Genomic DNA, 15,605 nt, shown 5'->3' on the forward strand with positions numbered 1-15,605 from the left:
GCGGAAATAACTATCGAGTTAAACAGATTTGGAAATAAAGTACAGATTGGGAAAAAAGTTAAGTAGCATTACATAAGCTTGCTTGCCTTCTGCCTTCTGCCTTTTGCCTTCTGCCTTCTGCCTTCTAAAACTAAGTTCGGAATTGCTCAACCGCCTCGGTGTAACGAATCGGTAAGACGTATTCCAAGTTTTCGTGAGGACGAGCAATGATGTGAGTGGAAACTACTTCACCTCCATTCACCCGCTTTGCTGCTTCTATGCCAGCAGAAACGGAGGCTTGCACTTCCGAAACGTCACCACGCACGATTACTGTCACTCTGGCGCTACCGATTTTTTCATAACCCACTAATGTAACACGGGCAGCTTTAACCATAGCATCCGCTGCTTCCACGACAGCCGGAAAGCCTTTAGTTTCAATCATTCCCACAGCAATTGGCATTTCTATCTCCTACCGGGTAAGCGTAAGTACTCCTGCTTGGGCAGTACTGAGTAATTTTTTGACGGGAGTTGCTATTTTTTCACCGCTAAAGCAAATATTTTCTTTAGCTTTTCCAATATTAAGAATAGAGAAGTATGGTACCCTTGACAATATTAATTAAAATGATAATTATTAATCAGTTATATTAAAAATTCTTAACAGTTGTCTGGGAGAAGAAATCTGCGAAACATCAATTCAGTGCATTTATGCCTTTTCATCAACAGCAGCGAAGACTAGTTGTGTCAATAATAACTGTATTAGCGGTTTGATTTTATTTAAATAAGTTTTTACAATACGACAGATAGATACTATTTTTACTGCTAAGGTTAATGGCTTTGGTAGATTTCAGCCTGAGTAAAACTTCTTTCGGGCTGGTGAGAGCCATAACTTTAATGGATAATATTAAAAAAATTTAAAGGATTGTTTCAGATGACTCAGTTTCTCTTAGAAACAAGTTGGTGGGTGCCGATATATGGACTGATCGGGTCTGTATTGACTATACCTTGGTCAGCTGGGATCGTCCGACGCACAGGCCCTCGACCAGCTGCTTACTTTAATCTATTGATGACCGTGCTGGCTTTTTTGCATGGCTCGGTGATCTTTAGGCTAACTTGGAACCAGGAGCCAGTGGAGATAGTATTTCATTGGTTTCAAGCCGCAGGTTTAGATTTATCCTTCGCTTTAGACATTTCTCCGGTGACAGTTGGGGCGATGGAGTTAATCACAGGGATGAGTTTGCTAGCCCAGATGTTTGCCTTGGGATACCTGGAGAAAGACTGGGCAATGGCGCGTTTCTTTACGCTGATGGGCTTTTTTGAAGCGGCAATGAGTGGGTTAGCAATTAGTAATTCGCTGTTTCTCAGTTATGCTTTCTTGGAAATGCTGACTCTTTCTACCTATTTGCTGGTTGGTTTTTGGTATGCCCAACCTTTGGTGGTGACAGCAGCCAGAGATGCTTTTTTAACTAAGCGGGTAGGAGATGTGCTGCTGCTAATGGGCTTGGTGGCATTGGCAACGATGGCAGGTAGTTTAAATTTTCCCGATTTGTATGATTGGGCGGAGACTGCAAATTTAAATCCTGTGGTTGCTACTTTACTAGGTTTAGCTTTAATTGCTGGGCCTACGGGTAAATGTGCTCAGTTCCCGTTGCATTTGTGGTTGGATGAGGCTATGGAAGGGCCAAATCCGGCTTCGATTTTGCGAAATTCTGTGGTGGTGGCTTGTGGGGCTTATATTCTGATTAAGCTTCAGCCTGTTTTGAATATTTCGCCTGTAGCTTTAAATGCTTTGATTGTAATTGGGGCGGTGACGGCTGTGGGTGCGTCTTTGGTGGCAATGGCGCAAATTGATATTAAGCGGGCTTTGTCTCATTCGACTAGTGCTTATTTGGGTGTGGTGTTTATTGCGGTGGGGACGCAGTGGACTGGTTTTGCTTTGATGTTGTTGTTTGCTCATGCGATCGCCAAAGCTTTATTATTCATGAGCATTGGTTCAATTATTGTCACTACAAATAATCAAAATCTCCTAGAAATGGGAGGTTTAGGGCCGAAAATGCCAGCAACTACTACTGCTTTTGTTGTGGGTACTGCGGGTTTAGTGGGATTATTGCCTTTAGGTGGTTTTTGGGCTTTGCGTTTAGGAATGGACGATCTATGGACAGAAAGACCATTTTTAGTAGTAGTTTTGTTGTTAGTTAATTGCTTAAGTGCGGTTAATTTAACCCGTGTTTTTCGTTTAGCATTTTTGGGGAAAACTCAACCAAAAACTCGCCGTGCCCCGGAGGTTCCTTGGCAAATGTCAGTGCCAATGGTTTCTTTGAGTATTGTTACTTTGTTAGTTCCGGTGATGATGCAGCGGTTGTCTCTGCTACCTGGTTGGGCTTATGTGAATCAAACTGCTCTTTTACTTTTGTGTTTTTCGGGGTTAATTGGTGTAGTTTTGGGAGTAATTATTGAGCTACCTAGAAATTGGTCTAGATCGACTAAATCTCCTTTACGATTTGTCCAAGATTTGTTGGCTTACGACTTTTACATAGATCGACTTTATCGCGTGAGTGTAGTGTTTGTTGTTAGCCAAATTTCGCGGTTGAGTAATGCGATCGATCGCTATGTAATTGATGGCTTGGTTAACTTAGTTGGTTTAGCTACAATTTTTAGCGGAGAAAGTCTGAAATACAGCATTTCTGGTAAATCTCAATTTTATTTGCTGACTATCCTAGTCGGAGTTAGCTTTCTCGGTTTCTTGATGATTTGGCTGTTCGATCAGGCAACATTTAGAGAAATTATAGAAAAAGTAGTGTTGGCGTTGAATGGCTAACAGTCAGCGATCGAGAGATTAACAAATAACAAATGAGAAATAACCAACCAAGGAGAAAAACAGGATAAATGCTTAGTGCCTTAATTTGGTTGCCGATAATAGGTGCCGCGATCGTAGCTTTTTTGCCAGGAAATATATCAGCGAAAATTACACGCCAAATTAGTTTTGCAATTATTTTTGCTGCTTTTATTTGGTCGTTAGTAATAGCAATTCAGTTTAAACCAGAAAGTAGTACTCAGCAGTTTATCGAATCTTTACCTTGGATTGATAGCTTGGGACTTACCTATAGTTTGGGTGTTGATGGTTTGTCTTTGCCGTTACTGGTTCTGAATGGTTTATTGACTTGTATTGCTATTTACAGTACAGATGAGAAAATTATTAGACCAAGATTTTATTACTCTCTGGTACTGTTGTTAAATGCTGGTGTGAGTGGGGCTTTTTTAGCTCAAGATCTGCTGCTATTTTTCTTGTTCTATGAAATAGAACTTGTTCCCCTTTATTTCTTAATTGCAATTTGGGGAGGTGCGCGAAAAAACTATGCAGCAATTAAATTTTTGCTTTATACAACCGTTTCAGGAATTTTACTACTAGCGGCGTTTTTGGGTGTGGTTTGGTTTAGTGGTTCTACGAGTTTTGCTTATGAACCTTTACGCACTCATAACTTACCTTTAGGAACTCAACTGTTACTTTTGGGAGCTATTTTAGTAGCATTTGGAATTAAAATTCCCTTGGTACCTTTGCACACTTGGCTACCTGATGCCCACGTAGAAGCTTCCACTCCAATTTCTGTGTTATTGGCGGGTGTGTTGTTGAAATTGGGAACTTATGGTTTACTGAGGTTTGGGTTAGGTTTGTTCCCAGAAGCTTGGCAAAATTTAGCGCCGAGTTTAGCTATTTGGGCGGTGGTAAGTGTACTTTATGGGGCGTTTACGGCGATCGCGCAAACGGATATGAAAAAGATGGTAGCTTATAGTTCGATCGCACACATGGGCTACATTCTTTTAGCTAGCGCCGCCGCTACACCTTTAAGTTTGTTGGGTTGTTTATACCAAATGATCAGTCACGGTTTAATCTCGGCTTTGCTATTTCTTGTCGTAGGTGTAGTTTACAAGAAAGCGGGGACTCGTGATATTAATTTGCTTTGCGGTTTGTTGAACCCAGAAAGAGGTTTACCGATTATTGGTAGTCTAATGATTGCTGGGGTAATGGCGAGTGCTGGTATTCCGGGAATGATCGGTTTTATTTCGGAATTTTTGATTTTCCGAGGTAGTTTTGAAGCTTTTCCTGTGGAAACTTTGCTTTGTATGATTGGGACAGGTTTAACTTCGGTTTATTTCTTACTGTTGGTGAACCGAGTATTTTTTGGTCGCCTTTCCGAAAAGGTTGTAGACTTACCTCAAGTACAATGGTCTGAAAGAATACCTGCTGCTATTTTGGCAGGGATTATTATTCTTTTCGGAGTTGTACCGAGTTGGTTAGGTCGTTGGACAGAAGCAAGTACAACAGCGATGATTAACCCGCAACCTGCGATCGCAAAAGTTATTCCTGCGGTAAGTTTTTCGGAGGCCAAACTTCCCTAAAATGTAAATATTGGGTAGAGGAGTTAAATGATTGTCACTTTTCTACTCAATAGCAAATCATAAATAAAAATATCTTTAAATAATCAGGAGTTAAACATGAAGACAACCAGCTTAAAAACTAGAATCCATCCTTTAAAACCTTACATCGATCAATTGAAATCTGGTAATGCTTTATTGGTAGATACACCGGATAATGTGATGGAAGTTGTAGGAATTCTTAAGAGTTATGGTGTAGTATTAGATGCTTACCAAAAAAATCTTATTTATATTGCAGAACATCAATTTTTAGAACTTTTTCCCTTTTTTAAATACTTTGATGGTGACATTAATTTAAATAAATTATTGCGTCATTGGTGGCACGATCGAATAAATTTTGAATACGCCGAATATTGCATGAAAACGATGATGTGGCATGGTGGCGGCGGTTTAGATCAATATTTAGATACTCCAGAATTTAAAGAAAGGACAAGAAAGGCAATTGAAGCAAAAATTAAAACTAACTTGCCGATTAGATTAGTCGATCGCTTATTCCCCGAATTTTTGTTAGAACAAGTGCGTCAACAAGCTTATTACAGCGCCTTGGGACAATTTTGGTATGTAATGGCGGAAATTTTTCTCACCATGTCAGATCTTTACGATCGAGGCAAAATCACCACCATTCCAGAAGTTGTAGATCACATTTTAAAAGGTCTAGTCGCGGCGGCGAATAAACCAATTACTTACGCGGTTACTATTGATAAACAAGTCTATGAAATTATCCCACAATCTGTTGGCTTAACGTTTTTGATGGATACCGCTGTTCCTTATGTGGAAGCTGTTTTCTTCCGAGGAACTCCTTTTCCCGGAACAGTTTCTTATAATGCCCAAGCTTATCAAATTTCCCCGGATCAAAGTAGGTTTCAATATGGGGCTTTATATGCCGATCCTTTACCCATTGGAGGTGCGGGAATACCACCGACTTTGTTGATGCAAGATATGCGGCATTTTCTTCCAGATTACTTGCATAACTATTACCAAACTACAAAGCGCAAGGAAGACGATCTGCGAGTGCAAATCTGTATCACCTTCCAAAAGTCAATGTTTTGTGTAACCACAGCAGCAATTTTAGGTTTAGCACCTTATCCGATGAATACAACAGATCCGACAGAACAAAAAGCTAACCAAAAGTATTTAGAAGGTTGGATGGATCGATTTTTAACTTCTCAGTTGATGGTTGCCAATAGCGATCCAAATGCCTCTTTGTACAGTAACAAAACCGAGAATTCATAAGGGAAATAATCTAAGAATTAGTCTGTTGTAAACACTTTAGTGTTACTAATTGAAAGTAGGATTATCCCTTGCCAATTCTTGAAAATATTTAACTGTTTTCACCTTCAATTCCAATGTTGCATCTTCATCACAAACAATGATGCTTCTGGGATGTAATTGCAATGCGGAAACAGTCCAAAAATGATTTACCCCTTGTTCGATCGCGTGGTGTAGGGCGATCGCTTTATGATAACCTTGAACTAAAATCATTACTTCAAAAGCGTCTAAAATCGTACCTACACCTACCGTTAAAGCATATTTCGGTACTTGGTTAATATCTTGATCAAAAAACCTGGCATTCGCTAACAAAGTGCTGTAAGTCAAAGTTTTTAACCGAGTCCGAGATTCTAAAGAAGAACCTGGTTCATTAAAAGCAATATGTCCATCTTCACCCATGCCGCCAATAAATAATTCTATTCCGCCGAAAGACTTAATTTTATCCTCATAATTTTGACATTCTGCTGCCACATCTTCAGCATTGCCATTAAGAATATGAATATTTTCTCTAGGAATATCAATGTGATTAAAAAAGTTTTGGTACATATAATAATGATAACTTTGGGGATGATCTTCAGGTAAGCCTACATATTCATCCATATTAAAAGTCACCACATTTTGAAAACTTAACTCCCCTTGACGGTGAAATTCAATTAACTTTTGGTACATTTTTAAAGGTGTACTTCCTGTAGGTAAACCCAGCACAAAGGGTTTATCAACAGTAGGTTTAAATTTGTTAATCCGTTGTTTCACATAATTGGCTGACCAATCAGCAACAGCTTCTGGAGATTCACAAATAATTAGCAACATAGTTTCTTCCTCAGAGTGTGAATAAATGTTATTATAATTAGCAACTTAAGTCATTAACTAATATTTTTCATCTCTTCAGCAATTGACTCAGCCATAGGGCCAATTACTACTTGTAAACCTTCACTTCCGGGGCGAATTGTACCTTTAGCACCTAAACTTTTTAATTGTTCATCTGAAACTAAGTCTCGATTCACCAATGTTAATCGCAACCGAGTGATACAAGCATCAATAGTTTTAATGTTATCTCTGCCTCCTAATATTGCTAAATATTGTTTAGCTAAACTAGTAGTTTCCATTTCTTTAATAAGTGAAATGTTATCTGCGAAATCTTCAGCTTCTCTACCCGGAGTTTTTAAATCAAGTAATCTGATAAAAAACCGAAACAACAAATAGTAAACCAACCCATAAACTAATCCCAAGGGTACTATTAACCAACCTTTTGTAGATAACCCCAAGTTCAACAGATAGTCGATCGCACCTGCGGAAAAAGTAAATCCATGTTTGATACCCAATAAATCCGTTAAAGCTAATGATAATCCAGTGAGAAAAGCGTGAATTACATACAAACTTGGGGCGAGAAACATGAAGGTAAATTCTACAGGTTCAGTAATGCCAGTCAAGAAAGAAGTTAAAGCCATTCCTAACATTACACCCGCAATAATTCGGCGTTTTTCTGGACGGGCAGAAAGTGCCATTGCTACGCAAGCTGCGGGCAATCCAAACATAAATATAGGATAGAATCCTGCCATAAAAATTCCGGCTGTAGGATCGCCTGCAAAGTAACGGTTTAAATCTCCCGTAACTGCGCCTTTTGCCCCATTAAATGTACCAAAAACAAACCATACCAAACTATTTAAAATGTGATGTAATCCAAAAGGAATCAACAGGCGATTTAAAAAGCCAAAAACCAAAGCCCCTAAAGAACCAGATTGCACAATCCAGTTCCCTATTAATTGTATTAAACTCTGTATAGGAGGCCAAATATAGCCAAACAAAACTGCTAGGAAAAAGCAAACTCCACCTGTGATAATTGGTACGAATCGCTTCCCGCCAAAAAAACCTAAATAATCAGGTAATTTAATTTGATAAAAGCGGTTATAAAGTAATCCGGCGGTAATACCTGCAATTATCCCCGCCAAGACTCCCATGTTAATATTTGAATTAATTGCTTTCGTCCCTGTAATGATGATGAAATAACCCACTAAGCCCGCCAAACTAGCTGCGCCAGCAGCATCTTTAGCAAAACCAATGGCAATTCCGACAGCGAAAATTGCAGCTAAATTATCAAATAATGCCCCTCCCGCTTTGGTCATTACTGGAATATTTAACACATCTGGTGCGCCTAATCTTAGTAATAAACCCGCCGCAGGTAAGACGGCAATTGGTAACATTAATGATTTTCCTAGTCGCTGCAATTCGCTAAATATAGCCATTTTTTTGTTGTCCTTTTCGTGAATAGAGTTAATTCATTAATACTTTTAGCAAAAGTACTATTTATCTGTGTTCATCTGTGTGCATCTGTGGATATCTGTGGTAAAAAATCTTATTTCCAGTCTTTTACCAAAAGTATATTATAAAAATATCCAAATCCCCGACTTCTTGAATAAGTCAGGGATCTAGATTCAATAATTAATTTTATCTTGTTCTTCTCAAGCGGGGTTTTTCTTTTGTTGGTGGAGGCGATTCTTTTTTTGACTCTTCAGTAACAGGTTTATCAGTTTTTGGTGGAGGAGATTCTTTTTTCGATTCTTCAGTAACAGGTTGTTCGGTTTTTGGTGATGCTTCGGGTGTCGGAGTTGGCTGAATTTCTTGTTGTTTCCATTCGGATAAAGGACGATTTACCGCATTCTGAAAATTGATTGGTACTAACAGGATATCTAAAGGTTTTGTTAATTGTTGGGGTGGATCGGCTACGGCGTACAAAGCTGTATTATTATAGTTAAGATTACCTAAAATTAGTTGATGTTTTTCGCCGTTATTTAAGGTTATTTCTACAGTGGCTAAAGGTTTATCTATGCCATCCTCAATGCGGGGATCTGCAATAATACGATCGCCTTTTCCTGTGGCTAATTCATTGAGTAAATATGCGATGTAAGCCTCATTTGCTGGCATTGCAGTTAATAGTGTTACTTCATCCTTTTGAGTAGAATTAGGCATTAATCCCCAAAAAGCTAAGGCTAAATCTTCAGGAAGTTCTGTTTCCTGGCGAGATTTTCTCCTTTTTCTTGTTGCTGTTTCTGTAGATTCAGGAGTTTTAGTTTCTGTACTTTTGAGTTCTGCTGAAGATTCAGGAGTTTTAGTTTCTCGATCTCTTGTTTCTGTTGAAGATTCAGGAGTTTTAGTTTCCGCAACTTGATACTTTTCTAGTACTTTTACTGTCCATTTAGGTTCTGTAGAAATGCTACTTGCTTGCGGTTTTACGCGGTCAAATTGTAACTTATATTCTTTAGTTTTTAAAACTACATTTTGGACATCTTTCTCTTCAAAAGCAAAGACGCGATTTTCGCGAAGTTTTGCCGCTTCTCTTCTGGGTTTACCTTCTACTTCCCAAATATAAACAACACCACCAAATATCAATGCGATTAAAATCAAAATCAAAGTAGATTTTTGCAATTTCATTCTACATTCTCTCTCCTTATTTTTAAATGCTAGTGTTATCGTCGCCGCCACCACACAAAACCAGCTGTTAACAGCCCTAGAAAAGGTACAATGATTATTGACAACCAAGCTAACAAGTTGGCTTGGAAAAATGTCATGTTAATCCGGCGATTTTTTTGTTCTTTAGGACTAATAGAAAGTAATCGATCGTCCTGTTGACTTAACCAACTAATTGAGTTTAAAAACACATCTCCGTTGATTTGCTGTGAGAACAACCCATTGGTGGCAAAATCAGTATTTCCTAATACTACCATCCTGCTTTCTTGATTAGGTTTATCTGATTTATTTCCTTGATTTGAAGAAATAGGAGATGGTTGAGGGGTTGCAGATTCAATAGGTCGAGATAAAGCAATTCCTAAAATTAGTGGCCCTTGCTGATCGCTGTCTGCATTAAATTCTATTTTATCAAGGTTACTTTCTGCCCAACTTTGTTCGGAAGTGAACAGTAAAGGGGTTGATTTCACATTTTCGATAACTTTGACTATATTAATTGCTCTAGCAGAAGGGTAAAATGAATAACGATTTTGAAATCCTTGGGTAATTGGATGATTACCATAACTACTAACTAAAGCAGCTGTTGGGCCTAAACCTCTTACTTGAAACTCTGAACCATTGACTACTATGCGATCGTCAATTCCGATTCCCCAATCTTGTAAAATTGGTTCCAAGCCAGGAATTTTAGTTTTTTGGTCAACAGTTATCAGTAAATTTCCTCCACGTTTTTGATACTCTTTTAAAGCCGTTACTTCTCCCTCCAAAAGTGCTTGTTGCGGTGCAGCTATTACTATTAAAGCAGCATCTTTAGGAATTTCTTTAGTCTCTGCTAACTTTAGAGATTCAACTTGAAAATTTTTATCTTTTAGACTTTGTACCGCCTCTGATAAACTGCCGTCAATTGTTTCTAAAGACCTTTCTCCATGACCTTGTAAAAAGTAAACTTTCGCCGTGCGATCGCTTTTAATTTGTTGAATAGCATTAGTAACAGTTTGTTCAGAAAGCGGTTCTGCTTCTCTCACTTTTTGCAAATATTTTCGCTTTTCACCAGATTCTACATACACCTCACCTGGATCTTTAACGCCAAACTTTTTCGCTAGTCCTGGGTTAATATTTGGATCGACATATTCAAAACTAAAATTTGCTCCTTGGCGGCGATAATTTTCCAACAATTCTTTATCTTGAGGAGACTGAGTTTGATCGAAAATCCATACCTTTACAGGTTGATTCAAATTTCTGACTAATTGTTGAGTTTCTGGAGATAAAGTATATAAGTTATTTTCAGTTAAATCTAACCGATAATTGTAGCGATTACCCAAAAAGTTAATCAACCCCAAAATTACCACAAATGCAAACATTGCAAATGCCGCATTCGTCCCTGTTTGGGTGGAACGTCTACCCCAAAATGCTTGTGCTGGGGAAGTTAAATCGTTGTTTCCCTGTGATACTAACCAAATGCCAATGGCAACAATTCCGGTAATTATTAATCCTAAACTTATGGGTTCCCAGTTGCCAATTACTGCCATAGCCGACAAACCCATAAATAGCAGGAATAACCCGACCAGCAAAATGTATTTGGTATATTTCTTATTTAATTTGAAGGTTTTCATTTGCTGCTAATTTTGGTAATTTGGACAATTTTTAATTCCCGCATTTTTAGGATCTTTGGAAACGGAAGGTATCTACTGACTGAGCAGTTAAAAATATCCCTAATATGATGTAACTAGCGAATAAAATTAAGCTGCTACTATCAACAATGCCTTGAAGTAAAGTACTAAAATGTGTTAACAAAGATAAGTGAGTTAAAGCCGCACCAACAGGCCCACTGATACTTTTACCAATTAAGTCTAAAATCCACAACGACATAATCAAGACAAAGGTAAAAACCGCAGCTAGTAAAGTACTATCTGTTAGGGAAGAAATAAACATTCCCAAGGATAAAATACTCGCTGCGAGTAAGATTAATGCCAAAAATCCCATCAGTGGCATAATTGGCTGAACTGGGGGAGTAGAACTGCTAAAAGCGATCGCCTGATACAACCATAAAGGCGAAATCATAAAGATAAAAAATGTCAGTGCGCCTAATAATTTTCCCACTGCTACTGACCAATTAGTAATCGGTGAAGTTGCCAACAATTCCAAAGTACCCCGTTTGCGTTCTTCCGCATAAAGACCCATCGAAAGCATCGGTAACACAAATAAAGCCAGGGAACTCATAATGTTACCTAAAAACAACTGTTGAAAAGTGTAAGGTAAATCTATCGGCGGCGCATTTGCGGCTAATTGTTGGTCACGAAAAGCAACTTGAGCAATTAAACCTTGTTGCGGATCGAGGAGAATATAAACAAAGAATAGCCCAGAGATAATCCAGAATACAGAGGCGATCGCATAAGCCAAAGGAGAAGCAAAATAACTTTGCAATTCCCTGCGATAAATAGCCATAATATTCGCCAAAATTACCTGCATTTAAGCTTCTTCCTCCTTTTTTTCTCCATCTTCTCTCACCAATTCAGACTCATAAAATTCTGATTTTTCCGGCTCTAATTCAGCAACTACAGATGACTCATTTACCTGATTTCCTTGGGTTAAATCTGGAATTATTTCCTGATTTTCCGACTCTAATTCAGTAACTACAGATGGCTCATTTACCTGATTTTCTTGAGTTAAATCTGAAACTTTTTCTTGATTTTCTGACGCTAGTTCAGTAACTACAAATGGCGCATTTACCTGATTTTCTTGGGTTAAATCTGGAACTTTCTCCTGATTTTCTGACTCTATACTTTCTGCGGTTTTGCTTAGAGTTTCACGGCTACTGATTTTCTCAATAGTCGTTAATTTCAAGAAGACTTCTTCCAAGCTGGCACGAGTCCGACGCATTTCATACAAACCCAAACCAGATCCAACTAAAGCTGCTGCAATTTCACTGCCAATTTCCGCTCCTGGTTCTGAAACTACTCGATAAACACCGCGATTTTCTGGTAAAAACATTCCGCTACTTACTGGCACAGATTCTACCAAACTTACTCCCGAAAGCAAGCGCAACCTTTCCAAAATTATTTCTTGCTCTCCCTCAATTTCCAACTCGTAACCTGTACCACCAACTAAATTTGCTTCTAAGTTTTCCGGCGTATTAGTGGCGACAATTTTACCGCGATTAATAATTGTGACTCGGCTGCAAGTCATACTCACTTCTGGCAAAATGTGGGTAGAAAGAATGATCGTGTGACTCCCAGCTAAACTCTTAATTAAATTCCGCATTTCGATAATTTGTCGCGGGTCTAAACCGACCGTCGGTTCATCTAAAATTAAAGCAGGTGGGTCATGAACGATCGCTTGAGCAATTCCCACTCTTTGGCGAAAACCCTTAGAAAGCTTGCGAATTAAAACTTTGCGCTTCTCTTCCAGATTGCAACGTTTCAGAGCTGAATTTACTTTATCAGCGCGATCGCCCGCCGGAACACCCTTAATCCGCGACACAAAATAAAGAAACCCCTCCACCGTCATATCAGGATACAGCGGCGGCAATTCCGGCAAATAACCAATCCTTTGTCGCACCGCCATCGAATCCTCATGGACATCATACCCCGCAATCCTCGCCGTCCCACTCGTCGCAGGTAAATATCCCGCCAAAATCCGCATTGTAGTTGTTTTTCCGGCTCCATTTGGCCCCAAAAACCCCACAATTTCTCCTGGTTCTACCTTAAAAGAGACATCCTGGATAGCTGGGGATGAACCATAGATTTTGGTCAAATTCTCCACTTCAATCATTTAAAAACCTCCGGGAGCTGGGAAACCTTGCGTCTTTAGACCAAGGAGGAAAAGCGACACGGTAAATTTATTCACCGTCAAGATAAAAAAGAGTAACCATAGCCATCTTTCTTGTGAACAATTTGACAACATTTGTAACTAATTCCTTGAACTATTTGTGAATTGATGGCGATATTAAAAGAACCACTTGACCTAACAGCAACCCGCCCCACATATCGCCCAACCTTCTTGCCAGAAGTAACTGTCGCCTTGACAATATCTCCTGTTTGAAAACCTTTAACAAATTTGTTTCGGGGAACATATCGAGACGGGAAACCATATTTATCGGTGCGGCACATTTGGCGGGTTCCATGTCCAGTCGCTTTAATCAATAGTGGTTGACCTGTTAATAACTCCAAAGATTCAAAGAGTCCAACACAGGCAGCATCTAGCCAATGAGTTTTAGGCAACCCAAGTCTAACTCGATTAAATTTGGTCAATCCACCAGAGCCAGTGACAACAGTTAATCCAGTTTCTTTGAGAGCATTAAACAATGCCCATCGAGTTGAATTAACCACAGCAGCATCTTTCAATGGTTTCTTGGCTTGAGCTAAAATATTTTCTAAGAGTTCTGGCTTTTTATCTAAGAATTGCTCGATACTTTTGGCTCCTTTCTTTTGATTGCATTTTTCACAAGCAATACAAAGATTGGAGATTCTGTTAGTCCCACCTTTGCCTTGAGGATGGATATGTTCGACTTGCAACGGTACATTTTCCACACCACAATAAGCACATTTTCTGTCCCATTTTTCCAAAAGATATTCCCTGACTTCGTAGCCTTGTAATTCACCTTGCTGATAGGTAATTCCTGAAATTTCTGGATTCTCCATCTTCTGAAGATCGAATCGAACTAATTCTTGGGCGATAGATGCAACTGGAGCAAGTTTAATGAATTTTTTCACCCAAGTCATTGTTGTTTTGACTCGATGCTGTAGTGATGGAGCTAACCATCGATCGTTCTTTTTGCGATTTAAAAATCTAGGCTGACGATAGCGAGTTTTCCTGTTTCTCCTAGAGCGTCGAATTGCTCGACGGGAATCCAGGCTTGCTTTAATTGCTAGTCCTCGATGGGTAAATTCTGCGCCAAACACCACTTTGTTTTCTTGAACTAAGGCAATGCCAGTGGTTTTGGAACCCGGGTCTATTTTGACGGCAATGGGTTTTGGAGTTTCTTCTACTGCCTTTTTCAGGATGATAGTAAAAGGAAATAGTCGGAACACCGCTGCCTTTTTAACTTGAAGCAGTTTTCTTGCTGTTATTGGACGGCAAGGGGATAAAGGCTTTTTCTTGGTATCGAGAACGAAAACGTAGTTTTGTTTAGACATGGTTTTGTCTCTACTGATTGCTCGTAATGTTTGCCTCGCCAAGGTTTAAGGTCGGTAACTATCCAAAAAGCACTGTCTTACCCCTCGTAAAACTGTTAACTTTTCGGTTCTAGAGCAAGGGACTGGCACGCATCCCTTGGTAGGTTCTTTAACTCTTGCCTTAAACGTAGTCAGTTAAGACTTAGGCTGGTCAACTATTCTATTGGTGAGGCTCGAAGCCCCGTCTCTTTAGAGCGGGGTGCTGACTTAACCTTACTCCAGGAAGTTGTCAATCCCGTTTACACTAACTAACGTTTGCACAAATTAAAGTAAAACGGCTTGAGCATTGTACAACGATCGCATATCCTCCTTGACAAACTTTAAGGCGATTCTGTGGCAAGCAAATGGCAGCTATATGTCAATTACTTGACATTGTTGCCAGTGAAACTTACAACAGTTATCACCGTAATCAAAAGAAGGTGTAAGCGAAAAACCTATTCTACAAGATTAGGACTGGACACTTTAGGGTGCAACTTATTCTCAATCCTGATTCATTTCCCAACCAAACCTAACTAATAGCTAATGAGCGAACAAGGCAAAAGCTCTATAGGAATTAATCATGACGCAGCAGCACAAGTGGCAGCTTGGCTGTTGGCTAACTACTATTTTGACTTAAGTGGCTACCAACCCTGTGAGCTAGTCGAAAGCTGGCTTAACCATTACCCAGGTAATTGGTTGCGTCTAGCAGTAATTGAAGCACTATACCAAGGACGCTACAAAGCCGTTTCTGTAGAGCAGATATTAATTATTTGGCACAGGCGCAACCAAGCACTTTATCATTTCAACTATGAGTTTGAAACCTTAATTTGCAGCAAGTTACCCCCGGAAATAACACAGATATTCTCTTGGGGTGTCAGCAATACAACTACTTCCACTGCATCATCTCCTGAACCGCAACCTATCACTTCTGATTCAGAATTAGAAGCAACGGAAAAATCTGCCTCTATTTCCCATCCTTTTGAGGTGTTTGCTCAGTCTTCCCCCCCATCGTCAGCAACACCAAATCTCCCATCAATACAAACCCAAGAAACTGAACCCGACTTACCTTCTACCGCCGATGAACCCGCACAAACAAGCAATTTGGACAATGAGTACCAAGTTATGACTACACAGGAAGAGTATATTTCTAATACTCAAAACTCTACTGATGATTCTAGCGATCGCTCTCCCAACAACTACCCCTTCCCCGACTTATTCGCCAAACTCAGAGCCCTAGCTCTCCAACATCAACAACTAATCAATCAGCAACAGCAGGAAATGTAAAGGCAGAGGGGCAGGGGGGCAGAGGGGCAG

At 39.4% G+C, this 15,605-nt stretch carries 12 protein-coding genes; 4 read left to right on the forward strand and 8 right to left on the reverse strand.

All coding sequences use genetic code 11. The features are described from left to right. Positions 1–130: 130 nt before the first annotated feature. The gene (locus IQ264_RS16020) at positions 131–439 is read right to left on the reverse strand and encodes a carbon dioxide-concentrating mechanism protein CcmK (RefSeq protein WP_073591589.1); all 309 of its coding nucleotides are present in this window, start codon (positions 437–439) and stop codon (positions 131–133) included. 468 nt (positions 440–907) lie between these two features. Here IQ264_RS16020 and IQ264_RS16025 point away from each other — a divergent pair, with 468 nt between their 5' ends. The 3 genes from IQ264_RS16025 (at position 908) to IQ264_RS16035 (ending at position 5,643) form a co-directional block, all read left to right on the forward strand. Then, positions 908–2,794 (forward strand): NAD(P)H-quinone oxidoreductase subunit F, encoded by a 1,887-nt coding sequence (locus tag IQ264_RS16025; protein WP_193981796.1) that lies wholly within the window; start codon positions 908–910, stop codon positions 2,792–2,794. A gap of 68 nt (positions 2,795–2,862) precedes the next feature. Then, complete coding sequence (locus IQ264_RS16030; protein WP_193981797.1) at positions 2,863–4,374, forward strand: NADH-quinone oxidoreductase subunit M; 1,512 nt, start codon at positions 2,863–2,865, stop codon at positions 4,372–4,374. Positions 4,375–4,470: 96 nt separating this feature from the next. Further along, complete coding sequence (locus IQ264_RS16035; RefSeq protein ID WP_193981798.1) at positions 4,471–5,643, forward strand: CO2 hydration protein; 1,173 nt, start codon at positions 4,471–4,473, stop codon at positions 5,641–5,643. Positions 5,644–5,688: 45 nt separating this feature from the next. Here IQ264_RS16035 and nagB read toward each other — a convergent pair whose 3' ends face one another. The 7 genes from nagB to iscB all read right to left on the reverse strand — a co-directional run bounded on the left by nagB (position 5,689) and on the right by iscB (position 14,273). Further along, a complete protein-coding gene (nagB, locus tag IQ264_RS16040; RefSeq protein ID WP_193981799.1) occupies positions 5,689–6,489 on the reverse strand; it encodes a glucosamine-6-phosphate deaminase in 801 nt (266 codons plus the stop codon). A 53-nt stretch (positions 6,490–6,542) separates the two neighbouring features. Continuing rightward, positions 6,543–7,922, reverse strand: a complete 1,380-nt coding sequence (nagE, locus tag IQ264_RS16045) for an N-acetylglucosamine-specific PTS transporter subunit IIBC (RefSeq protein ID WP_193981800.1) — start codon at positions 7,920–7,922, stop codon at positions 6,543–6,545. A gap of 202 nt (positions 7,923–8,124) precedes the next feature. Next, on the reverse strand, positions 8,125–9,108 hold the full coding sequence (locus IQ264_RS16050; RefSeq protein WP_193981801.1) for a hypothetical protein: 984 nt from the start codon (positions 9,106–9,108) through the stop codon (positions 8,125–8,127). Between the two features lie 35 nt (positions 9,109–9,143). Continuing rightward, entirely contained in the window at positions 9,144–10,751 is a 1,608-nt protein-coding gene (locus IQ264_RS16055; protein WP_193981802.1) for a GldG family protein, read from the reverse strand. A 46-nt stretch (positions 10,752–10,797) separates the two neighbouring features. After that, positions 10,798–11,607, reverse strand: a complete 810-nt coding sequence (locus IQ264_RS16060; RefSeq protein WP_193981803.1) for an ABC transporter permease — start codon at positions 11,605–11,607, stop codon at positions 10,798–10,800. Next, complete coding sequence (locus tag IQ264_RS16065; RefSeq protein WP_193981804.1) at positions 11,608–12,909, reverse strand: ABC transporter ATP-binding protein; 1,302 nt, start codon at positions 12,907–12,909, stop codon at positions 11,608–11,610. 77 nt (positions 12,910–12,986) lie between these two features. Further along, a complete protein-coding gene (iscB, locus tag IQ264_RS16070) occupies positions 12,987–14,273 on the reverse strand; it encodes an RNA-guided endonuclease IscB (RefSeq protein ID WP_193981805.1) in 1,287 nt (428 codons plus the stop codon). 561 nt (positions 14,274–14,834) lie between these two features. Between iscB and IQ264_RS16075 the strand changes: the two genes are divergently transcribed. Continuing rightward, on the forward strand, positions 14,835–15,575 hold the full coding sequence (locus IQ264_RS16075) for a hypothetical protein (RefSeq protein ID WP_193981806.1): 741 nt from the start codon (positions 14,835–14,837) through the stop codon (positions 15,573–15,575). The last annotated feature ends 30 nt before the right edge of the window (positions 15,576–15,605 follow it).

Source organism: [Phormidium] sp. LEGE 05292, assembly GCF_015207735.1.
Classification (GTDB): Bacteria; Cyanobacteriota; Cyanobacteriia; order Cyanobacteriales; family Aerosakkonemataceae; genus Floridanema.